The sequence below is a fragment of the Glaciihabitans sp. UYNi722 genome (genome assembly GCF_040549465.1).
In the GTDB taxonomy this organism is placed as follows: domain Bacteria; phylum Actinomycetota; class Actinomycetes; order Actinomycetales; family Microbacteriaceae; genus Lacisediminihabitans.
In genome coordinates, this window is the sequence record NZ_JBEPTL010000028.1 from 24,020 (window position 1) to 44,006 (window position 19,987).

General features: G+C 61.4%; 15 protein-coding genes, 2 pseudogenes and 1 other annotated feature. Of the genes and pseudogenes, 9 read left to right on the forward strand and 8 right to left on the reverse strand.

The genetic code is table 11. The features are described 5' to 3' along the window. Positions 1-7 precede the first annotated feature (7 nt). The 4 genes and pseudogenes from xylB to ABIB56_RS16265 form a co-directional block, all read left to right on the forward strand. Positions 8-1,510, forward strand: a complete 1,503-nt coding sequence (gene xylB, locus ABIB56_RS16250) for a xylulokinase (RefSeq protein ID WP_354570268.1) — start codon at positions 8-10, stop codon at positions 1,508-1,510. Continuing rightward, entirely contained in the window at positions 1,507-2,496 is a 990-nt protein-coding gene (locus ABIB56_RS16255) for a phosphotriesterase family protein (protein WP_354570269.1), read from the forward strand. Before xylB ends, ABIB56_RS16255 begins: the two co-directional genes overlap by 4 nt. 277 nt (positions 2,497-2,773) lie before the next feature. Continuing rightward, positions 2,774-2,890, forward strand: a sequence feature (AL1L pseudoknot). Further along, a complete protein-coding gene (locus ABIB56_RS16260) occupies positions 2,815-3,216 on the forward strand; it encodes an IS3 family transposase (RefSeq protein ID WP_354570270.1) in 402 nt (133 codons plus the stop codon). It overlaps the preceding feature by 76 nt. A 27-nt stretch (positions 3,217-3,243) precedes the next feature. After that, positions 3,244-3,873, forward strand: a pseudogene (locus ABIB56_RS16265) (integrase core domain-containing protein); the annotation flags it as partial. Here ABIB56_RS16265 and ABIB56_RS16270 read toward each other — a convergent pair. After that, positions 3,794-9,526 carry a GH92 family glycosyl hydrolase gene (locus ABIB56_RS16270; protein WP_354570271.1) on the reverse strand — a complete coding sequence of 1,911 codons (5,733 nt, stop codon included), beginning with the start codon at positions 9,524-9,526 and terminating at the stop codon, positions 3,794-3,796. The pseudogene ABIB56_RS16265 and the gene ABIB56_RS16270 overlap by 80 nt on opposite strands. Before the next feature lie 234 nt (positions 9,527-9,760). On the opposite strand from ABIB56_RS16270, the gene ABIB56_RS16275 reads away from it, so the two are divergent. Beyond that, the gene (locus ABIB56_RS16275) at positions 9,761-10,822 is read left to right on the forward strand and encodes a LacI family DNA-binding transcriptional regulator (protein WP_354570272.1); all 1,062 of its coding nucleotides are present in this window, start codon (positions 9,761-9,763) and stop codon (positions 10,820-10,822) included. 571 nt (positions 10,823-11,393) lie between these two features. After that, positions 11,394-12,158 carry an MIP/aquaporin family protein gene (locus ABIB56_RS16280; protein WP_354570273.1) on the forward strand — a complete coding sequence of 255 codons (765 nt, stop codon included), beginning with the start codon at positions 11,394-11,396 and terminating at the stop codon, positions 12,156-12,158. Positions 12,159-12,313: 155 nt separating this feature from the next. Here ABIB56_RS16280 and ABIB56_RS16285 read toward each other — a convergent pair whose 3' ends face one another. The 3 genes and pseudogenes from ABIB56_RS16285 to ABIB56_RS16295 all read right to left on the reverse strand — a co-directional run bounded on the left by ABIB56_RS16285 (position 12,314) and on the right by ABIB56_RS16295 (position 14,121). Continuing rightward, positions 12,314-13,411: a hypothetical protein gene (locus ABIB56_RS16285; RefSeq protein ID WP_354570274.1), complete on the reverse strand. Its 1,098-nt coding sequence runs from the start codon at positions 13,409-13,411 to the stop codon at positions 12,314-12,316. A 209-nt stretch (positions 13,412-13,620) separates the two neighbouring features. Next, positions 13,621-13,875, reverse strand: a pseudogene (locus ABIB56_RS16290) (low affinity iron permease family protein); the annotation flags it as partial. Between the two features lie 15 nt (positions 13,876-13,890). Next, on the reverse strand, positions 13,891-14,121 hold the full coding sequence (locus ABIB56_RS16295; protein ID WP_354570275.1) for a hypothetical protein: 231 nt from the start codon (positions 14,119-14,121) through the stop codon (positions 13,891-13,893). 461 nt (positions 14,122-14,582) lie between these two features. On the opposite strand from ABIB56_RS16295, the gene ABIB56_RS16300 reads away from it, so the two are divergent. Continuing rightward, a complete protein-coding gene (locus tag ABIB56_RS16300) occupies positions 14,583-14,867 on the forward strand; it encodes a hypothetical protein (protein WP_354570276.1) in 285 nt (94 codons plus the stop codon). Between the two features lie 89 nt (positions 14,868-14,956). Beyond that, entirely contained in the window at positions 14,957-15,301 is a 345-nt protein-coding gene (locus tag ABIB56_RS16305) for a hypothetical protein (RefSeq protein WP_354570277.1), read from the forward strand. Positions 15,302-16,008: 707 nt separating this feature from the next. Here ABIB56_RS16305 and ABIB56_RS16310 read toward each other — a convergent pair. Together ABIB56_RS16310 and ABIB56_RS16315 are read right to left on the reverse strand one after the other, a co-directional pair. Then, positions 16,009-16,323, reverse strand: coding sequence for a muconolactone Delta-isomerase family protein (locus tag ABIB56_RS16310; protein ID WP_354570278.1), 315 nt, complete (start codon positions 16,321-16,323; stop codon positions 16,009-16,011). Continuing rightward, on the reverse strand, positions 16,286-17,584 hold the full coding sequence (locus tag ABIB56_RS16315) for a YbfB/YjiJ family MFS transporter (protein ID WP_354570279.1): 1,299 nt from the start codon (positions 17,582-17,584) through the stop codon (positions 16,286-16,288). The genes ABIB56_RS16310 and ABIB56_RS16315 overlap by 38 nt, the downstream gene beginning before the upstream one ends. Positions 17,585-17,678: 94 nt before the next feature. On the opposite strand from ABIB56_RS16315, the gene ABIB56_RS16320 reads away from it, so the two are divergent. Next, complete coding sequence (locus ABIB56_RS16320; protein WP_354570280.1) at positions 17,679-18,191, forward strand: RrF2 family transcriptional regulator; 513 nt, start codon at positions 17,679-17,681, stop codon at positions 18,189-18,191. A 216-nt stretch (positions 18,192-18,407) separates the two neighbouring features. On the opposite strand, the gene ABIB56_RS16325 is transcribed toward ABIB56_RS16320, so the two are convergent. Together ABIB56_RS16325 and ABIB56_RS16330 are read right to left on the reverse strand one after the other, a co-directional pair. Beyond that, positions 18,408-18,977, reverse strand: coding sequence for an ABC-2 transporter permease (locus ABIB56_RS16325; protein WP_354570281.1), 570 nt, complete (start codon positions 18,975-18,977; stop codon positions 18,408-18,410). A gap of 100 nt (positions 18,978-19,077) precedes the next feature. After that, the gene (locus ABIB56_RS16330; protein WP_354570282.1) at positions 19,078-19,866 is read right to left on the reverse strand and encodes an alpha/beta fold hydrolase; all 789 of its coding nucleotides are present in this window, start codon (positions 19,864-19,866) and stop codon (positions 19,078-19,080) included. Positions 19,867-19,987 lie beyond the last annotated feature (121 nt).

The following is a 19,987-nucleotide window of genomic DNA, read 5'->3' on the forward strand; positions in this document are numbered from 1 at the left end:
TCCCACCATGATCATCTCTCATGACCTCGGCACGACCGGGGACAAAGCAACCCTCATCGACGACGAAGGGTCGCTACGCGCATCAGTCACCGTGCACTACCCAGCCGACTTCGGCCCGGGCGGGCGCGCAGAACAGAACCCGGAAGACTGGTGGGACGCCCTGTGCGAGGCCAACCGGCTCCTGTTAGAGAAGAGCCGTGTGCTCAACACCGACGTGGACGTCGTATCGTTCTCCGGGCAAATGATGGGGGTCGTGCCAATCGACGCCGCCAACCAGCCTGTACGGCCGGCCATCATTTGGGCGGACACCCGTTCTGCGCGTCAATGCACTTCTCTACTGCAACGGGTCGAGATGGAGCGCGCATACAGGATCACCGGGCACCGCCTCAATCCCACCTATTCCCTCTCAAAGATCATGTGGTTCCGCGACAATGAACCGGAGAACTTCGCTCGCACCACCCGGGTTCTCCAGGCGAAGGATTTCATCGCCCTGCGGCTAACCGGTGTTGCCGTGACAGACCCGTCAGACGCATCGAGCACCGACGCGTTCGACCAGACCACCGGAGCATGGTCGGAGGAGTTGATCGATGCAGCCGGTGTAGACCGCAGACTTTTTCCCGAAATCGTGCCATCGACGACCGTCGTGGGGCTCGTCACCAGTTCAGCTTCTGTCGCAACGGGCCTGGCAACGGGCACTCCGGTCGTTATCGGCGGTGGAGACGGACCGATGGCCGCACTCGGAGCTGGCATTGTCGACAAGGACAGTGGTGCTTATGCCTACCTCGGGTCCTCGTCCTGGGTGTCTGTCTCTGCGCCTCAACCGCTGCACGACCCAATAATGCGAACCATGACGTTCAATCACGTCATCCCCGGACAATTTGTTCCCACCGCAACAATGCAAGCGGGTGGCGCATCCTTGCAATGGTTCACCGACATCCTTGCGCGCGATGACGAATCCCGGTATGCCACGCTCCTTGGTGCTGCGAGCACCGCCCAAGCATCCGAAGGCGGGCTATATTTTCTTCCCCATCTGCTTGGTGAGCGCTCACCGTATTGGAATCCGAATGCACGAGCTGCGTTCGTGGGTATGCGCATGGACCATGGCCGCGGCGAACTCACCCGTGCCGTATTGGAAGGGATCGCGTTCAATCTCTACACAGGGCTGCGGGCATTCCAGGAAAACGGCGTCTCGGTCGGCGCCGTGTCGGCGATCGGTGGTGCCGCGAATGCTGGCGCGCTACTAGATATCTTCGCTGACGTATGGGGAGTCCCCGTCACGGCGCGAAACCTTGTCGATGAAGCGAACGCTTTGGGAGCAGCAGTCGTCGGCGGGATCGGGGTCGGGATCTTTGAGACGTTCGACGTTGCCAAAACTCTGTCCCATTCGACCGGCCGTCACGAGGGGGACGCGCAGCACCACCAGCGATATGCCGGAGAATACGAAACCTTCATGGATGCGTATTCCCGGCTCGAATCCTGGTTCGATGCATTGCCGCGCGAGACTTCATGAGCGAGGCTGCAATCGTTCGCACGGTGCTCGGGGATGTCGCCCCCGCTGATCTCGGATCGTTCAACTATCACGAGCACCTGTTCCAGCGGTCGCACCTCTTGCCTGGAGACGAACTTGATGACGCAGTCAAGTCGGGTCATGAAGCAAAACTACTTTTCGATGCGGGTACTGAAGCCATGATTGAGGCAACTCCAACGGGTCTCGGCCGGAACCCGCGTGCTGTCGCCAGAATCAGTCAGGCCATCGGGTTAAAAGTCGTTCACACCACTGGTGCCCACCACGGAGGTCACTACGCACACGACGACCCGTTCCTCGACTTCTCTGCAGAACGGATGGCTCACCGATTCACGGCCGATGTCCTGGACGGGTTCGAACCCGAAGACGCAACGTGTGAAAACACAGCGCCCGAACACGCGCCGTTCCAGCCGGATGGGGAGGAACGCACCATCCGAGCCGGCCTGGTCAAAGCGGGTATTCGCTACTGGGCAATCGGCCCATTCGAGACCAGAGCTCTTCTGGCGGCCGCGACCACTCACCGAGAATCCGGCGCACCGGTCATGGTCCATCTCGACTACGGATCCGCTGCGCACGAAGTCCTCGATCTCCTCGCCAGCGACGGGGTGCCTGCCAGCCGGGTAGTGCTGGCCCATATCGACCGCAACCTCGACCCGGGTCTCCACATGTCTCTCGTAGAACGGGGCGCCTATCTCGGTTTCGACGGATTCGCCCGACACCGTGAATCGCCGGACTCTGCGATCCTCCAGTGCCTCAAAGACGTCGTAGAGTCGGGCGGCCAGAACAGCATCCTGCTTGGCGGAGACGTGGCCCGCTCCAGCCGCTATCGTTCCTACGGCGGCATCCCGGGCCTCGACTACCTCGCACGGCGAGTCTTGCCCCGGTTGAAAGACATCATCAGCGCAGATGCCTACGAGGCCACGACCAGGCAAAACGGAGCGCGGTTTCTCAGCTTCACTCCGCCGCGGTGATCGCGTGTGTTGTCGAGGGAAGTTCGGTATCCGCCCTCCGGGCCAGCTCATCTCACTGGCCCGCAGGTGTGCATCGCGGGCACAAGACGTGGGCGCGATGAATAAAGTGAGGAATGCAAGTTTCCCAAGATGTCCCTGTCGTGCTGAGAGTGGAAAAGAGAATCATTATTCCCGCTGACACTCACCGCAAGCTTCTCGCGGTCGAGTTTGATCTAACTAGACTGCGCCTGGAGGTGCGGGAGCTTCGGCGGGCGAATGCGATCTTGAAGGCGGCGTCGGCTTTCTGCAGCTCGCGGAGCTCGACCGCCCACTGAGCAGATGATCCAGTTCAACGATGATCACAAGGACGAGTTTGCCGGTCGTGCCGGTCTGCAGGCACCTGCCGATCGCCCCGCAAACCTATTACGCGCACGAAGGATCGCCCCGCCGTCGAAGCGAGCCCTGTCGGACGAGGTCATGACCGAGAAGATCCACCAGATCCACACGGTCAACTACGGGGTTTACGGGGTTCGGAAAGTTAACGCTGAGCTGCGCCGGAACGGTGACCAGGTCGCCCGCTGCACAATCGAACGGCTGATGAAACGGGAGGGCCTTCGCGGTATCCGTCGAGCCAAAGGACCCCGAATTACCGTCCCAGGACCGTGGGCGGACCGGCCTTCGGAGCTGGTCGAACGCCGGTTCACCGCGACCGCCCCAGACTGCCTCTGGGTGGCCGACTGACCTGCTGCGACGTTCTCCGGATGGGTTTACGCCGCGTTCGTCATCGATGTGTTCGCGCGTCGTGTCGTCAGCTGGCAACTCTCGACCAGCCTGCACACCGACCTCGCTCTCGACGCGTTGAAAATGGGGATCTGGACTAGGCGCCGGGCTGGCCGGGACCTGTCCCAGTTGATTCATCACAGCGACCGCGGAGGTCACTATCGAGCCATTCGAGACACCGACCGTCTCGCCGACGCCGAGGCTGTCGCCTCGGTCGGATCCAAAGGCGACAGCTACAACGCCCTCGCTGAGGCGTTCAACTCGCTGTTCAAAGCCGAACTGATCCGCAACAAAGGACCATGGCGGGGCATCAATGATCTGGAGATCGCGACGGCTGAATACATCGACTGGTTCAACCACCGCAGGCTTCACGGGGAGATCGGCTACCGACCACCGATCGAGGTTGAGAACGAATTCCTGAACAACACCACCCCGGCCATCACCCCGATGGAAACGGGTCTAACCGACCCTCCACCAAACCCGGGGCTTGACAGCTCCCGCTCCACAGCGGATGTGTGGAGCGGAAGCTTTCGGCCGGTTAGGCCCGCGAGTTGCGGCGGCGCATCCGTCGACGGAGGAAGAAGCCGAGGAGTGCGAGCACGATCCCTCCACCGATGAGGCTGAGCGCGAGATTCAACGAGTCCTGCGTTTTTGCGGCATCCGCTCCGGTGTGTGCGAGTCCGTGGTACTTACCTGGGTTTGCGATCGGTGCTTTGCCGAGATCTGCCGGCGCTGTATTCACCACGGTGAACGGTGCGGTGAGCGTGACGCCCGTTGCAGTGGCCTCTATCTGGTGTGATCCGGTTGTCGCCGCGGCCGGAATGACCAGGTTCGCGGTGAACACCCCCTCTGCGTTCACTGTCGCTGTACCGAGCGTGATCGGGTCAGAGTGAAGTGTGAACGTGACCGTGGAGTTGCCGGGGAAATGGTCCCCGCGCGCCTGCACTGTTGCACCGCGCTCCCCTGCCGAGGATGACAGTACAAACGACGCGACGGCGGGAGGCGTTACCACCACCGCTTTGACGACCACGCTTGTCGTGGCGTTTACGGCGGATACTGAACCTCGGGCGATGACCGAGTAGGTCGCATCTCCCGTGCCCGTCGGTATGGTCACGGTGGCGCGAATGGCACCCGAGCTGTTCGCGGTCACGGTAACCGGCACTGCAGGAGTGGCGCCGAGGGTGACGGTCACACTCTCTCCGGGCTCAAACCCTGATCCCGTGATTGCGACCGTTGCGCCGGGTGCGACTGCCCCAGGCACCACATCCAGCGACGGACTGTAGAGCTGCACCACATGCACGGTACTTCTGACAACCGTGCTCGTCACTCCGTCGTCCGCTGTGACCGCGACGGGGTAGTCACCGGCCTTCGCGTAGGTGTGTCCACCGGATATGACGGCGGGATTAGTTCCAGTTGCGGCAGTGACCGTCGCGTCAACCAATGCGGTGCCGTCACCCCAGTTGATGCGCGCGGTGTAGCTGCCAGGGGTTGCCGGGGTTCCGCCCGAAACAGTTGCTAGGTTCGCGGTGAAGGCCGCTTTCGCGTTCTGGTTTTTGATCGCCGTGGCCGTGGCCGATAGTGCGGGCAGGCCGACTCGTTTGCCATCTGAAGCGATCGCGAAGACGTGAATGCGGCCAGCGGATCCCGGGTCACCAGTTTGCGTCGGAAGCGTCAGCGATACGACCGTCTTGCCTGCTGGTATCGAATACGGAGCGGTCGAGAAGATTCCTGCGGTCTGCCCGTCGCTTGCGCTCGCTCCACTCAGTCGACCGGCGGAGGTGCCGACGACGATTCCCCCAGAAACTGGGTTGCTCGCTGCGCCGACCCAGTCTCCGAAGTCGATCGGAAGTGGCGCCGTTGTGCCGTCGCTGAAGGTGAGCGTTCCGGTGGTGTGCTGGGTGGCTTGGGTTCCTGTTCCAATCACGGACATCGACGTGGCACCGGTACCGAGGTCCAACCGGATCGTCTGCCCGTTTCCGGTGGCGCTGTCCGGCGTGCCGGCTGCGACCGCAGGAAGATCGAAGGTCAGCACTGTCCCAGGAACAGAGACTGTTGTGCCCTGTACGAAACCGCTGTTCGCCAGCAGGGACCGGTTGAAGGCCCAGTTCTTCGAATCGCAGTTGGCGCCAACTCCGGGGTCTCCGATGCAGTTTGTGTCGAACGACCCGACGAGGGTCCCGTCACGACTGATCGAGATGGGAACGACGGTGCTCGCTTGGGACGTTCCGTCACTTGCCGTCACCGTGATCGAGTATTCGCCAGACTCGGTGAAAGTGTGCGGAAGCACGACCGACCAGGTACCCAGTGGTGTTTTGGTAAGGGTGGCCGGCTGTGGTCCCTTCCCGTCCTTGAAGTCGGCAGTAACCGTGTAGTCGGATGCTTTCGTGGCTGTGCCTCCCGACACCGTCGCCAGTGTGGATGAAAGGCTCGCGCCGACAGATGCCGTCAGCCCGGTGCTTGGTGTGACGGCGAGATCGCCGACTGTTCCCGGGGTTGCCAGAAGTTCGAGTTCAGCCATTGTGGCCGGCGCGCCGGTGGTCGTCTCGTCAATGGTGAGGCGGTATCGCGTGAACGATCCGGGCTTCTTCACCGCGAACGGTCGGGTCTGGGTTTGCCAGGTGAAGGCCTCGTTTGTGCGTGTGTCCAGCAGCATCCAGTTCACCCCATCGGCCGATCCGTCGAGGTGCCACGATTTCGGCGCCGCCCCAGAAGCTCCGGATGTGAGGGTGTATTCGTCTACGGCTACCGCGCCGCTCGACGACGTCCAGGTGATTGCTGGCGTCGCAGTCGCGAAGGTGGTCGCGCCGCGCGAGTTGTCATCGGTCAGAGCCGCGATGCTGCTGGCATCCGACACGCTCATCGTTCCGTACCCAGCTTTCGTCGCATCCGTTCGCGGAGTGGGCACTGGTTTCGCGGCTGATGTGTGGTTCCCCCACGTCGTGGGGTTGGCGCTCATCTGGAAGTCGACGGTGCCACCGTTGGCGATCGCGTCGTGCGAGAGTGTGGCCGTGTCGATCGGGGTGCCATTCACGCTCGCCGAGGCAATGTACCGGTTCTTCGTGCTGTTATTCGGCGCATTGATCACCAGGTCCTTGCCGTTTTCGAGGTGGACGGTGGACTTGGTGAACAGCGGTGAACCAATTTCGTAATTGCCGCTGCCGAGGGAAAGTGGGTAGAACCCGAGTGCGGAGAAGATGCTCCAGGAGGACATTTCTCCGTTGTCTTCGTCGCCGAGGTAGCCCTGGCCGATCTCACTGCCGACATAGAGGCGCTGTTGAATTTCGCGCACGGCGGCCTGCGTCTTGCTCGGATCGCCCGCCGCCGCGTACAGGTACGGGATGTGGTGCGATGGCTGGTTGCTCATACCGAGCTGGCCCATACGCACCGCCCGCGCTTCGAGCATTTCGTGGATGTTGCCGCCGCCGCCGGTCTCGGGGGTTGCGAAGAACTGGTCGAGCTTTGTGACCAACCCGGTTGATCCGCCGTAGAGCGACTCGAGGCCGGGGATGTCGAACGGGGCGTGGAAGGCGAAGTTCCAGGCATCTGTTTCGGTGTACGGGCCCCACCAGGCGGTTGGATCGAAGTTTGCTCCTCCGGAGACCGCACCAGCGGCGGTTTTCGGACGGAAGAACCCGGTCGCCGGGTCGAACATTTGCACGTAGTTCGTCGCCCGGTCGAGGAAGTAATTCGACTCCTCGGTCAGGGTGGATCGTCGTGCGTCTGGAGTCTTCGGATCGGTGGCAAGTTTTGCCGCCATCAGGCCGATGCCGTGGTCGTTGATGTACCCCTCGAGCCCCCAGGAGACGCTCTCGCCCTGCGAGTCCGGGGTGTATCCGAGGAAGATCGAGGTATCGAGGCTCTTACGACCGACATTGTTGGACGGCGGAAGCACGGTGGCGTTCTTCAGCGCAGCATCGTAAGCATCCAGTGCTGTCGCAGTGGGAAGAGCGCCATTGAGGTAGGCGTCAGCGAAGGCAACATCTGAACTGGTGCCGGTCATGATGTCCGAATATCCCGGCGAGGACCACCGCGCAATCCACCCCCCCTCCCGGTACTGCTGCGTGAAGCCGTCGACAAGTTCGGCGGCCACTTTCGGATAAAGGAGGTTGTACAGCGGCCAGACGGTTCTGTAGGTATCCCAGAAGCCGTTGTTGACATAAATCTTTCCATCAACAATTTGTGCATTCGTTGCGGTGTCGGTCGCAACGCCAGTCTGAGGAGCGACCGGGCTTGCATGCTTGTAGACCGGGGCATTTGCGGTGCCGGTATTTTCGAACTGGGAGTTGGGATAGAGGTTCATCCGATACAGATTCGAGTACAGGGTTACTCGCTGATTGTCGGTCGCACCCTGCACATCGATGACCTTCAGTCGATCATTCCAGGCAGCAGCTGCGGCTGTGTTCACCTCCGCGAACGTGCGGCCGGTGACCTCAAGGTCGAGGTTCTTCTTGGCCTGAGCGAGGGAGATGAACGACGTCGCTAGCCGAAGCTGCACGATCTCACCGGCGGTCGTGCTGAAGCTCGCATAGCGCGCGTCGGTTCGCCCGCCCGTGGCTGTTCCTACGGCGGTCGGTGTCTTGTCGAAGGCGCCAGAGACGAACATCCGGCTGATACCGCTGCCGTTTCCTCCGTCGACCCAGCCAGAAACGGTGCCGTCGGCAGCGACGGTCAGAGACGATGATCCGCCAACCCGGTCGACGACGACGCTGCCAGTTGCACCCGGGAACTGGAAACGGTAGATCCCGCCGTGATCGGTGGGGGTGACCTCGGTGACGAGGTTGTTCTGGAATTTGACACTGTAGAGATCCGGTCGCGCAATTTCATCTGCATGGGTAAAGGCAAGTGCGCGCGCTGCGAGGTCTCCAGTTGGTACGGCCGACAGGGACGGCATGATTCCGAGCTGGTCGCGGTCTCCCATCCAGATGCTCGGTTCGTGGGAAATTCCGATCGCCTGCAGTGTCGGCAGGTTGGCGGTGTTGTTGGCACGCTGATATTCGTACAAGGTGCCCTGGCTGCCGCCATCGGTCATCGGGGTGAAGAAGTTGAATCCGTTCGGCATTGCTGTCGCCGGGATGTTGGTGCCCCGGGAGAAGGACGAGCTGGACAGGGTGCCTCGGCGAGTGTCGACATAGTTGACCCGGCTCGAGCCATCGATCGTCGCGGGCGCAGCTCCGAGGCGCACATCATCAATCCAACCAGAAAACACTGTGCTGGCTGATCCGGTCGGATAGTCGTAGCTCAACAGAATCTTGTCGACAGTTCGGCCAGCCAAGCTACCCAGATCAACGTGGACGGCGTTCCACTGGTTCTCGAAGAGCGATTTCTGCTGTCCGTGATCCCGAGCGGTCACGCCAAAACCGTTGTTGTCGACCAGATTCACCTTCTGAGACAAAGTGGTCCCGTCATCCAGGACAAGGTCGATGGCAACCCACGACGAGGGAACAGCCAAATCGCTTGAACTGTCGGGAAAGACAAGGTAGGAGAGTTCCGTGTTTCCGGCGATCGGCTGGTTCATATTGTCGTACAGCACATTAGAGGCGCTAGCGGCACCATCCGCGACGTGCTTTCCGCCGTAGCGGAGGGCGTGGGTTCCACTGAATCCGACACCGGATTTGGAATCTGGTCCATTGGCCGGGCCACCGGCAATGATGGACAGCATCGGGGTCGCGCCGGTGCTTGCGTCGCGGAGATCCCAATCTGCTAACTGGGTAGGTGGTTGGGTAAGTGGTGCACCGGCATTCGCGGTGATGGACAGCCGATAGGAACCGTACGCGGTGGTGTTAGTAGTTTTGTAATCCTTCTCTGTCTGGCGGGCCGTAAAAACCTGATTGGTCTGGCTGTCGATCGGTATCCAGGTGCTTCCATCGTTTGACCCTTCGACGGTGAAGTTCTTCGGGTCGCGTTCGGGGGAATCGTTGGCGCTCGTCATTGCGTAGTCGGTGGCAACGACAGGCGTTCCGAACTGATAAACGATCGTCGCAGTGGTTACGAAGGCGAGCCATTTCGTATTCGAGTTGTTGTCGAGCAGTTTCGTCGCGGCTTCGCCGGGAGGGTTTTCAGCCGACGCGGTGACCCCGGTCACATAGGCGGAAAGGCTTCCCGGAGGAATCTTCCCGGTGACGTTCACCTGAGTTCCATAGGGAGTACTTGCCTGGGGCTGAGGGTCTCCGCTTTCGAATGACGAGAGGAACGTCGGTGTCGCCGCGTTCGCGGATCCTGCCTCAGAAGCTAGTTGGATCCCGGATCCGAGGAGAGCGAGAACCATACTCATGCCGGCAATCCGAGCAACAGCGGCGCGAGAGCCGGTCGAGCGCGTGGACGAAGCGAAAGGCAGGCGGGATGACATCAATGAACTCCATGCTTGGATTGTGACGAGTGACCCGCGTGCGACAGCGCTGTCATTGCTAGATTGTCACCCATTCACGGGGTATCCGTCAAGCCGAAAACAAGTCCGGCCTGGCTAGGGCGTCTCAACAAGGTCAGGATCTCGATCATTACTACCAAAATGCCTAACACCACCCACAACACAGCCAGTGGCAACGGAAGTGCTCCGACCCTTTTGCAGGTCGCAGCCCGGGCCGGGGTAAGCCTCAAAACAGCCTCACGCGCGGTCAACGGCGAACCACGGGTAGCGGATCAGACTCGGGCGAAGGTACTCGACGCCGCGCACGACCTCGGCTTTCAACTGAATCGAGCCGCGAGCTTGCTGGCTCGCGGCATCGTCTCAAACGTGGTCGGTTTGATCACCGGGGATCTCTCCAACCCGTTCTACTCGGCCCTCGCGAAGGGCGTCGAGCAGGAACTGCGCACGCAGGACATGCAGTTGACGGTAGCGAGTTCCGACGAGGAACCGGACCGCGAACGAGAACTGATCGACGAGTTCGTAACCAGACAGATTCGGGCGTTGATATTGGTGTCGACCATCGACGATCACCGTGCAATGCAGGCAATTCAAGATCGTGGCATCCCCGTCGTATTCGTCGACCGGAGCGGTATCGGAATCGGAGCCGACTCTGTCGTGCTCGACAATCACGAAGGCACTCGCTCAGCAATAGAGCACCTCATCCGACGGGGGCACCGGTCTATCGGTTTCATCGGCGATCTGTCCCGCCTGGAAACCCACCGCCAACGGTTTGAGGGCTTCGTCGAAGCAATGGGCGCCCATGGGCTAGATCCGAATAGGTGGGAGCGCCACGGTGCGCACAACCTGGCAACCGCCCGGGAAGCCTGCTACAACTTGCTGACTCAGCCGGACCCGCCGACCGCGCTGTTTACGAGCAACAACCGGATTACCGTTGGAGCGCTTCAGACCATGAGTGAGCTCGGAGTAGCGCCAGCTCTCATCGGGTTCGACGATTTCGAACTAGCCGATGTCCTCGGCGTCACAGTTGTCGCCCACGACCCCGTTGATATGGGAAGAATTGCGGCACAGCTCGCGATCGAGGCAATCGAACGCCGCCGAACCGAGCCGAGCAGTGTCGTGATCCCGACTCGACTGCTCATCCGCGGCAGCGGTGAACGGACCGCACCCGCAACGGCCACAGGCGGCAACACTAAATCTGGGTGACCGGTTTCCCGACTGCTTATAAACCGACGCAGTAGAACCGGGGGCACAGGCGAAAGTCCACCCGCACGCGCGACGGCATTTCGTCGTGGACTTGGAAGCGGGTTTCGGAGCCTTTGCGACTTTCAAGATCGCCCGCAAGCGGATGGGCAAACGATCGCGGACCGCAGAGGTGATCGGGCCGGCCGAGATAATCGCCATCGTGTGTCGCCCACAGGCGCAGGACCGGTGGCGCCCGAGGATTCCGCCGAAGACGAGCCGTGACAGCCCAAGAGCGGTTTCCCCCCGGCTTCCGACGGTGTTGAATTGGGAGTAGTGGCTGAAGCGTTCGCCGAGAAAGGCTGCCAAGGTGGATCTTGACGACAAGACCCAGGGACGCCGGGGCTGCCCCGAACTGTTCAAGATCCGGTGACCCACTTTACGGCGAGGGTTTCTGCGGTCACCGGATCTGTGATGAGGCTAAGGTACGCGGTAGCGGCGGGGTAGTCATGTGGTTCCGGTTCGTGTGACCAACGCACTTTCATGTCGAACCTCCTGCTAGTTTCGGCAAGGGTACCCCGAAGGAGGTCGCACCATGGTTGCAGAACATCTGCCGTTGTCCCCTCTCCAACGCAATCAGGTGGACCAGTTCGATGACAGAAACCATCAGCTGCGCCGGCTCGTCGGCGAAGCTGCAGGCTCGTTTCTTCTCGTTCTCGTAGCCGCAGGGGCAAGCGTTGTGGACACGCTCAGTCACGGCATGATCGGTCGTGGCGCTGCGGTGACGGCACCGGGGCTGATGGTTGCGGCGATCATCCTTTTCATGGGATCAAACTCCGGCGCACACCTGAACCCTGTTGTTACGGTCGCTTTCGCCATCCGCCACGATTTCCGGTGGCGTCGAGTACCCGGATACATCGCGGCCCAACTTCTCGGCTCGATCGCCGCCGCGGGAATCCTCCGCCTCACCTTCGGCGGTGACACAAGCCTCGGAGTCACCGTCCCAGGTCCCGGGTTCACCGCATGGCAAGGCGTCGTTGTCGAAACCCTTCTCACTTTCGGGCTGGTCAGCGTCGTCCTCGGCGCGGCGTCCGGGGCACAAAATATCGGAGCACTGTCGGCCGTGGCAGCGGGAAGCTACATCGTGCTCGCGGGCCTCTGGGCGAGCCCGGTCAGTGGCGCGTCGATGAACCCTGCCCGTTCCCTCGGGCCAGCCGTACTGACCGGAAACTACACACACCTCTGGATCTACATCGTGGGGCCCTTGGCCGGCACGGTCCTTGCTTGCGTCCTGGCATACACCCTCCGTGGACCCGGCGGCGGGCCCACGGCATCACAAGCCGCCCAAGGCACCCACTAGCCACATCGACAAGCGAAACTTCAACCTAAAACCGGGCGGAAACCCCGCTAGGCGGGAAAATCGCGTCGTGCCTCGGCGACTACGACCCGATGTCATGGCAGATCCCGACCGGGCTTAAACAGTGTGCGCAAGCCCGGTCGGTGTGTCTTTCTTGCTTAGTTATCGTCGGACTGGTCATCCCGTTCGCTGCCAGCTGTGCTGGTGAAGAGGAGGCCCTTCGGGTTGATCGAGGCGAGCCCGGGGATTGGTGTGAGGGCGCCGTCGGTGAGGCTCAGCTGGGCGAGGTAGGTGGCTCCGACATCCGGAGTCACGGTCGAGATAGCCTCGCCCGCCGCGAATGGGCCGGTGATTTTCACAATCGTGTTGTGCGCGGGGTCGGTGGCCCAGAGGGTGCGGCGGGAATGGGTGGCGAATGCGGTGTCGTCGAGGGGCTGCGCGACTGCGAGTACCTGCACCTTTGGGGCGGATGTGTGCTCCTCCCGCGGGCTCACGAAGAGCAACTGCTTGTCTGCTTGGGCGTCAAGCATGAACGTGCCGCCGAAACGCGGGCTCGAGCGGGGTACAACCTGGTTGGAGTCCGGGTCTGTCAGCGACAGTTGCACCGGCGCGCCCGCAGCGGCGGGGTTCGCGCTGATCGCGACGCTGTTGTCGTTCACCACCGGGGTGAGTCGGGCAACGGTGCCCTCAAGTGTGACCCGGTAGGCGGCGGCGCCTGCCGGGTTCGAGGGGTTCGACGCGCTCACGGTGATGGAACGGCCGGTGACTACGATCGCGTCCGTGCCTCCACCGTGGTTGAGACCTTGATAGGTGTAGCGCTTCGCTGCAGCCGAGTCCGACGGGTCGAGGGTGAGGAAAGCCGAATTGCCGTCCTCGTTGGCAGTGAGCAGAAGGCGATCGTTGGACGGGTCCGCGGTCAGTCCGTCGACCTTGCCCGTCACCGACCAGGACCGACCAGCGACACCGTCCAGACTGTACTGCTGGATAGAGCTGGCGGTCGCACCAGACGGGGATGCCTCCCCGAGCGGTCCGACACCATTCTGGAACGTCACATAGAGAGAGCCGCCAAGGCGCGTGATGTCGTCAGGATTGGACTCGATACCGACAGCCTTAAACGAGTGGACAACGAATGAGTGGTGCGCCGGCCTCAGGGTAGCTGCGGTTGCCGGCAGAGCCGCCATGCTAAGCATCGCGGTCCCCGCGACGGTGGCGAATAAAAGACAGGCTCGCTTGCGCGCACCGGGGGAGAAAGACATGGGTCATTCCTTTCGTGGGGGTGAACGGCTTCAACGCTAAAGACCACAGCCCCCACCCCTGGCCCCCACAGGATGAACATCTCGGAAACAAGACCGAAAATGCCCGTGGAGCCAGCGCTCGAAGGCCCAAACCGCATCCCCCGACATTCGATTCATTGCGGATCTCATCGCCGAATGCTTCCCAGTAGGGCAACAGCGACTATGAAGATCTACGTCGATGGGTCTTCAGCCGGTATCGGTGCATCAGTTCCGAGAGCACGTTCTCGATGTACCTGACTGAGGTCGGTGAGAGCCCCCAATTCGTCATCCGACGCACTCTCCAACGCGATCAACCGGTCGTCAGCGGACGGCTGAGCGCGCAACAACTCATCGAGCTTGCGCTGAGTCACCGCTTGCTGTCGCGCTTGCGTGTGCTGAATTGCGAAAACCATCACCACCGTCACCGACGAGCTCGCAACGAAGAGGACATTGTCCCACCATCAAGGAAACCCCGCCACGATACCGAACACGACCCACGCAAAAACAGCGCCCGCGGCAATTGAGCCGGCCGCCGCATGTTCACTCACCCGACCAATACGATGCAAGACCCGGCTGCTCCAGTGCTTGCGCGGGGTGCCCACCGACTCATCCCGCGTCAGGTCGCGGGACCGATCCAACCGCTCGCGGTGATCCTCATATTTCGAGTCATCGCTGCTATTCGCATTCTCCACGCATGTCAGATTAGACGGCACTAGCCTCGCACCAGCTGTGCCCCCTGGGCGTCTCCCCCAGGTAAGGGTCACAGGTGATGATCTCACTGAAAAATCGAGGACATCACCTGGATCAGTCCTCTCACAATTTCCTGTCGACCCGAACGAACGATCGAGACCGGCTTCCGGCCGTGCTGCCGGCCCGCAAGCCGGACCGCCTGCGGGCCGCATTTGACGGTGGTCTCGGAGACGGATCCGAGGGCGAAATGGACTTCCAGGGGCGCCCGCAGGGGAACGTTCTGCGGTACGTCTAAGAGCCGTGGGGTGCCGATATTGCCACCCCTCAAGTGGTTCGATTCGTGCCAAAGCGGCGGAGAGCAGGGGGCGATGGATAGAGTCTCACTGTGGGGATGACTAACGATATTCAGCAGACATCAGATCGAACTTCACCTCGAGGACGATCTTTCACTCTGGTCGCGGTCGTGATCTTCGTCGTCACCTTTGGGGTGATGTGGGGGCCGTTTTATTTCATGCGCAGCGAGGGACAACTTTTCCTGTACCCGATAGCGTTGCTTCTGATCCTCGTGATTGTCGGGTTCGCCATTGTCGGTCTTATTTTCGCCGCAATGGCGATTTCGAAAGCACCCCCGAAAAGCCGAGCTATCAGAACCGCGACCGCCTGGGCTGTCCTGAGCGGAGTGCTTGTAATTCTGCCGCTGCCAGCGATCTGGTTCGGCAACGCACCCGCTCTCCTATTTGCCGGATAGATATTCCAGCACTCTCCGATTTGTCAGAGGTGTTTCAACAATGGGGAATGTCCGAAGCCGGAACCGTTCTCGAGTTATAGCCTTCGAGCATGAACAACTCAACGCAGGCGCGGAAGCGGGCAACGTTGGGAAAAGTCGAAGCTGCCGCGGTCGCGATTTCTGGTTTCGCAGTCGTCACCTTTTGGATCCTGCTTTGGTCGTTCGATTATTTGCATCGCGATGAATACTGCGATGTTTATTGCGGCCCCTTGCCGGGACTGGCCGCGCCAATGATGATTCTGGGACTGGCAGGCATTGCCTGGGTTACCGCGATCATTTTCGACGTCGTCGTACTTTTCATCGGTCGATCCCGACGATTCGCTGGCATCCTTATCCTGGCACTGTTTGCCGTCCCGCTGCTTAGCCTCATGATCGGGGGCTGGATAAGTCGGTGAGATCCGCATGGACCCCATGGCGCAACCAGTTGCCTCCCCACCGAAAAATTGCGCGCAAGCGGGACCGCCACCGGGGTGAGGTCTCGGACGTTGGCTCCCCGGCGGGACGGTGGCGCGGTCGCGAGCGGGCCACGTTACGAGCAGGAAAGCTGCGATTGGCCCCAGCACCCAGCGTAAGGAGAAACCACGTCCATGCATTTCGGGTACGCGCATATCTGCCTGAAAGGATCGCCATAGTCAACCAGATGGCTCCGACTGCAGAACTGTCCCAGGTAATGCGGTTAAATTAGTACGACCGCAGTTCCCTCATCTACGCGAACGCGCTCATACGAGTCGCTTAATCGAGCAGCCTATGTTCGGAGTCGACTGGGTCGTCGATGCGGTGCAAGAACGCTTTCAGCGACTCGGCCCCTTCCCCGGTCTCGACTCCGAAGCTCCACTGGGTTTCTTCACCAACCACTGAAAATCCTGGTCCGAATTCGAGTCGGTCGATCTCGTCCGAAAACTGTTGGATCCAGTGTGGGACTGGCATCCCATTTTCGACACCGGTGTACATGGGTGGCCCTTTCTACCTGATTGAAGTGCAGCGCATCGCGGGGAAACGCGAGCGCGCGAGTTGCCGCTACACACCTGGTTTCGACACCCACCGTCGACCGAGTTCCCAGCAATAATCCCGATTTTTGGCTGACGCTATTGCGACCTCGCTCTCACCTCGTCGAGCGGGCTTCATTGGAACTTGGTCGCGGATCATTACTATGCGGTTCCAGGACGAAGACCTCGATCGCCATCCACGGGCGCAGCGGAAGCTGATCTATAAGGCTGCGGACGTTGCCCTCACTCTCCGCCCGCCAGAGACCGAGCGTCACGACTCGGTTTCCCCTACGCAGTCGCCACAGCCGAACAAGTGATCCGTCCGCGGCGAAGGAGGCGATGGCGTTCTTTTCCTCCCGCCGCAACGCTTTGCTCCGTTGCGGATCGAAGTCGTCAGGCAGTGTGGTGATCTTTTCGATGAGAAATTCCATTGGTTTCACTCATCCTTTCCATCTCGCTATTGGGCTGCAGGCCGTCAGAACCCACGCTGCCTCGGAAGTGTCGGTCCTTGCGGTGTGGTTGGTCGTGGTGGGGGAACCGGATCCTGAGGAGAGCTGATCCCGCGGCCGCGACGAGAACTAGGCACGCGCCGACCAGAAGTGCCGGGCGATAGCCGCCGGAGAGTGTTGGCGCGACGATCAAGGGGCCGACGACCTGCCCGATCCCATATCCCGCAGTCAGGATGGCGATAGCGCGAGGCACCCGCAGGTGCCGTCCCGTCGCTAGCGACAGTGTCGTGATCCCGACGAAGGTTGCGCCGAAGAGCACCGCCGACACGATAGCCGGAGCGGCAGCTCCGCTGATCGAGGGCAAAGCGATGCCGACCGCCTGAAGGACGAGGGCCGCCGTGAGCAGGGTCGGCCGGGAGCCGTGCAGACTCAGCCAGGTCCACGCGGCGCACGAAGGGAGAGCGGCCGCGCCCACAATCGTCCACACGCTGCCGCCCAGCCATGCCGGTCCGGTCGCGCTCACCGCTGCGACGAGGAAGGTTCCCGCGACGATGTAGCCGGCGCCTTCGAAGAAATATGAGCAGGCGAGGATGATGAACGATCGCCGATGACTGGGAATCGCTTGATCCGATTCTGCGGTTGTCTCCGTGACACCGGTACGCGGCACCGACTCGCCGACGAACCAGCCAACGGCCAGGAGTAGGGCCGTGAGCGCCGCCGCCGACCACCATGATGCCCGCCAGTCGGAGACGGAGGATACGACGGCGACCAATATTCCCGACATTGCGATGCCGGCACCGACCCCGCCATAGGCCCAGCCGACGATATGCGGCTTGGTTGAGGCCAGCTTTGTGAGGATCGTATTGCCGGCGACCATGAAGATGACGGCGCTGGCGATGCCTGCCACGCCGCGGATCATCACCCAGGTCGCGACATCCACGGTGAGAGGCATAACGGCGAGACTGATGATGAGCGCGACCGCGCTGATCCGCAGGGCATTGCGTGATCGGCTGATGATCGGGAAGACGATACCGAGGATGGCGCCCACCAGGTATCCAAGGTAGTTGCTGGTGGCGATGGCGCTGGCACTGGCGGGCGCCAAATGAGCCTGAGCTTCCATCAGCGGCAGAACGGGGGTGAAGACGAACCGGCCGACCCCCATTGCGGCCGCCAATGCGGCACCGGTGCGCAGCGCAACCCCCCACCCGGTGGAAGCCGAGGTTGTTTCGGGTATGTCTGACATCGACACGTCAGCGCCTTCCTGAGGTGCCCGCGGCACCTATCGTGGAGTATAAATATCCACGTTATCATGGATGCTTGTCGTCTACGATTACTCCATGGAACTTCCACGAATCGCAGAATGGGCGCTGCACTGCTGCTGGCTTCTCGCACAGACGGAGGAGGGACGCCCGTTGCCCCGGCGGAAGCTGAGCGAATTTTTCGATCTTCCCGAGGCATATCTTGCGAAGGTCCTGGCGATGCTGACCTCGGCGGAGCTTCTCATGTCGACGCCTGGTGCTCGAGGGGGGTACCGTCTCGCGCGCCCCGCGGGCGAGATTACCGCACTCCAGATTGTGCAAGCTGTGGATGGCAGGCATACCTTTTTCCATTGCGCCGAGATCCGTCAGCGCGGTCCTGTCGGGTTGACGGCCGAGCAATGCACTCGGCCCTGCGGTATTGCGAGGGTCATGCATGAGGCAGAACTCGCCTACCGTGACCAGCTCGCCTTGACCACGCTGTCCGATCTCATCGGAGGCGCCCCGCCCGCATCGCAGCAGCGCGCCGCATCATGGCTCGGGGATGATGCCCGATCCGAAATACGCACCACCTCTCGCCTGCCTGCCGTGTGACTGGCCGCGGCACTTACATCCCAGTCCAGCCGCTGCGATTGAAGTCTCCCCGTCGGCCGAATCGGCGGAAGAGTGCGTAGAGCAGGATCAGTGCACCTGCGGCGCCGAGTATGAGCGCTGCGGTCGTCTACTGGAGGAGACCGGCGACGACGGCGGCACCGACGAGAACTACTGCAACCACGACCAGCACGATGGTTGCCTTGTTTCCGAGCCGCCTCACAGGTCGCGCCGCCCGTATCGCGCCGATGAGATGACCGCGGAGGCCACCAGTGCAGCGACCGCGATCACCACTAGGAGACCCAGAATCCATCCGGACGGCAGGGACCCGCCGGCTGATCCGAAGGCACCGTGGTCGAGGATGCCCGCTTGGGAAACCAACCAAGCGACTAACACGAAGGCGACGATCGGGATATAGATCAGCGGCCGGGCGCGGGTATAGCCGACAATGAAAAAGAGTGGCAGTTGCACTGCAAGGGCGACGGCGAAGATCACGAACCCAGCTACGTTCACGGGAACGAAGGCGGCGAAGTCGATCGCGGTCCCCTTCGTCAGCGGGATGACCACGACGGCGATAGTCGCAACCACTGCGACCGCAAGATAGAGCGCGACGAGCGCTAAGTAACGACCGACGACGACGCGCCGCGTGATGGGAAGCGTCGCGTAGAGCGTGTCGAGGTGGCCTCGTTCGTCAGCGGCGAAGGGGTTCGGTGCGAGGAAGCTCATGATCATCGCCGCGGCAATGATTCCCACTTCTGGCCATGGGGTGAGTGTCGCAACGACAAGCACGAACAAGAGTGGCGGCAGAACCTTTCTGGCTGGAGTCGCAAAGTTGCTGTTGTCGAATAGTGACTATGAGCAAGAAGCGTCAGATCGGAACGATCGGTACTCAGCGAGCGAGATACTCTGCGGCGAGTGCCCCCCAGGTCCGGAGTTCCGTGACGGTCTGGGCGACGTGGAATTCGTTGTGAGGAAGGATGCGCGACAACTCCTCTCCGGTCGATATTGGGTGTCCTGTGTCATCGGCCCACGACAGAATCAGGGCCGGGACATTGATTGAGGCGATCACGTCACGGTCGGGCAGGTTGGAGGCAGCGCCCCCTCGAAGTACGGTGGGGAGGAGCTCGTTACTGACTCGCAATGTGGGCGGGTAATTTGGCAGATCCAGAAAGAGACCTTTTCTAGGGAGTTCTGAGGTCATCTTTTCGAAGGCCGCGGCTCCTGCCGTTTCGGCGAGATCGGCCGCTTGCGCATATATCCCCGCCTGCGCAGGCCGGGTCTCCCATGCAGTGGGCGGCGCGGAGAGTACCAGCTTCGTGAATCGTTCCGGGGCACGCGATGCGGCAATCAGGGTCGAGGCTGTTCCCATTGATGAGCCCATGACCGCCACCGGCGCGTCCGGGGACAACTCGTCGATGAAGGCCAGAAGATCGTCAGCGAGGTTGGTCCATTCGGATTCGGCGGGCACCGGGTGGCCGGTCGATTCACCGTGACTTCGCCAATCGAATCGTACGAGGCGGCGTCCAGATTCGACGACAGGCGTCCAGTCGTAGAGCCCAGCTCTCTCCAGCGCCCAGCGGTCGTTCGTCATTCCATGCGCCCACAGGGTGAGCGGACCTTCTCCCTCCGACGTCCATGCCATTTCAATGTCTCGTACTTTGGTTCGACCGTTGATCACGCGAATCTCCATATCTTTTTCTTAGAGATTGCGTCAATAGGTGGGGTGCGTCGTTGATGTAGGACAGGCACAAGCCCTGTTAAACACGGATTGTTCAAGATTCGCGTTGACTCAGGAGTGC

Bases quoted from the DNA above. Each gene is read 5' to 3' on its own strand.
- xylB (WP_354570268.1), top strand. From the start codon at position 8: ATGATCATCTCTCATGACCTCGGCACGACCGGGGACAAAGCAACCCTC.
- ABIB56_RS16285 (WP_354570274.1), bottom strand. From the start codon at position 13,411: ATGTCTTTCTCCCCCGGTGCGCGCAAGCGAGCCTGTCTTTTATTCGCC.
- ABIB56_RS16280 (WP_354570273.1), top strand. From the start codon at position 11,394: ATGGTTGCAGAACATCTGCCGTTGTCCCCTCTCCAACGCAATCAGGTG.
- ABIB56_RS16275 (WP_354570272.1), top strand. From the start codon at position 9,761: ATGCCTAACACCACCCACAACACAGCCAGTGGCAACGGAAGTGCTCCG.
- ABIB56_RS16305 (WP_354570277.1), top strand. From the start codon at position 14,957: ATGAACAACTCAACGCAGGCGCGGAAGCGGGCAACGTTGGGAAAAGTC.
- ABIB56_RS16260 (WP_354570270.1), top strand. From the start codon at position 2,815: ATGATCCAGTTCAACGATGATCACAAGGACGAGTTTGCCGGTCGTGCC.
- ABIB56_RS16315 (WP_354570279.1), bottom strand. From the start codon at position 17,584: ATGTCAGACATACCCGAAACAACCTCGGCTTCCACCGGGTGGGGGGTT.
- ABIB56_RS16255 (WP_354570269.1), top strand. From the start codon at position 1,507: ATGAGCGAGGCTGCAATCGTTCGCACGGTGCTCGGGGATGTCGCCCCC.
- ABIB56_RS16320 (WP_354570280.1), top strand. From the start codon at position 17,679: ATGGAACTTCCACGAATCGCAGAATGGGCGCTGCACTGCTGCTGGCTT.
- ABIB56_RS16310 (WP_354570278.1), bottom strand. From the start codon at position 16,323: ATGGAATTTCTCATCGAAAAGATCACCACACTGCCTGACGACTTCGAT.
- ABIB56_RS16270 (WP_354570271.1), bottom strand. From the start codon at position 9,526: ATGAGTATGGTTCTCGCTCTCCTCGGATCCGGGATCCAACTAGCTTCT.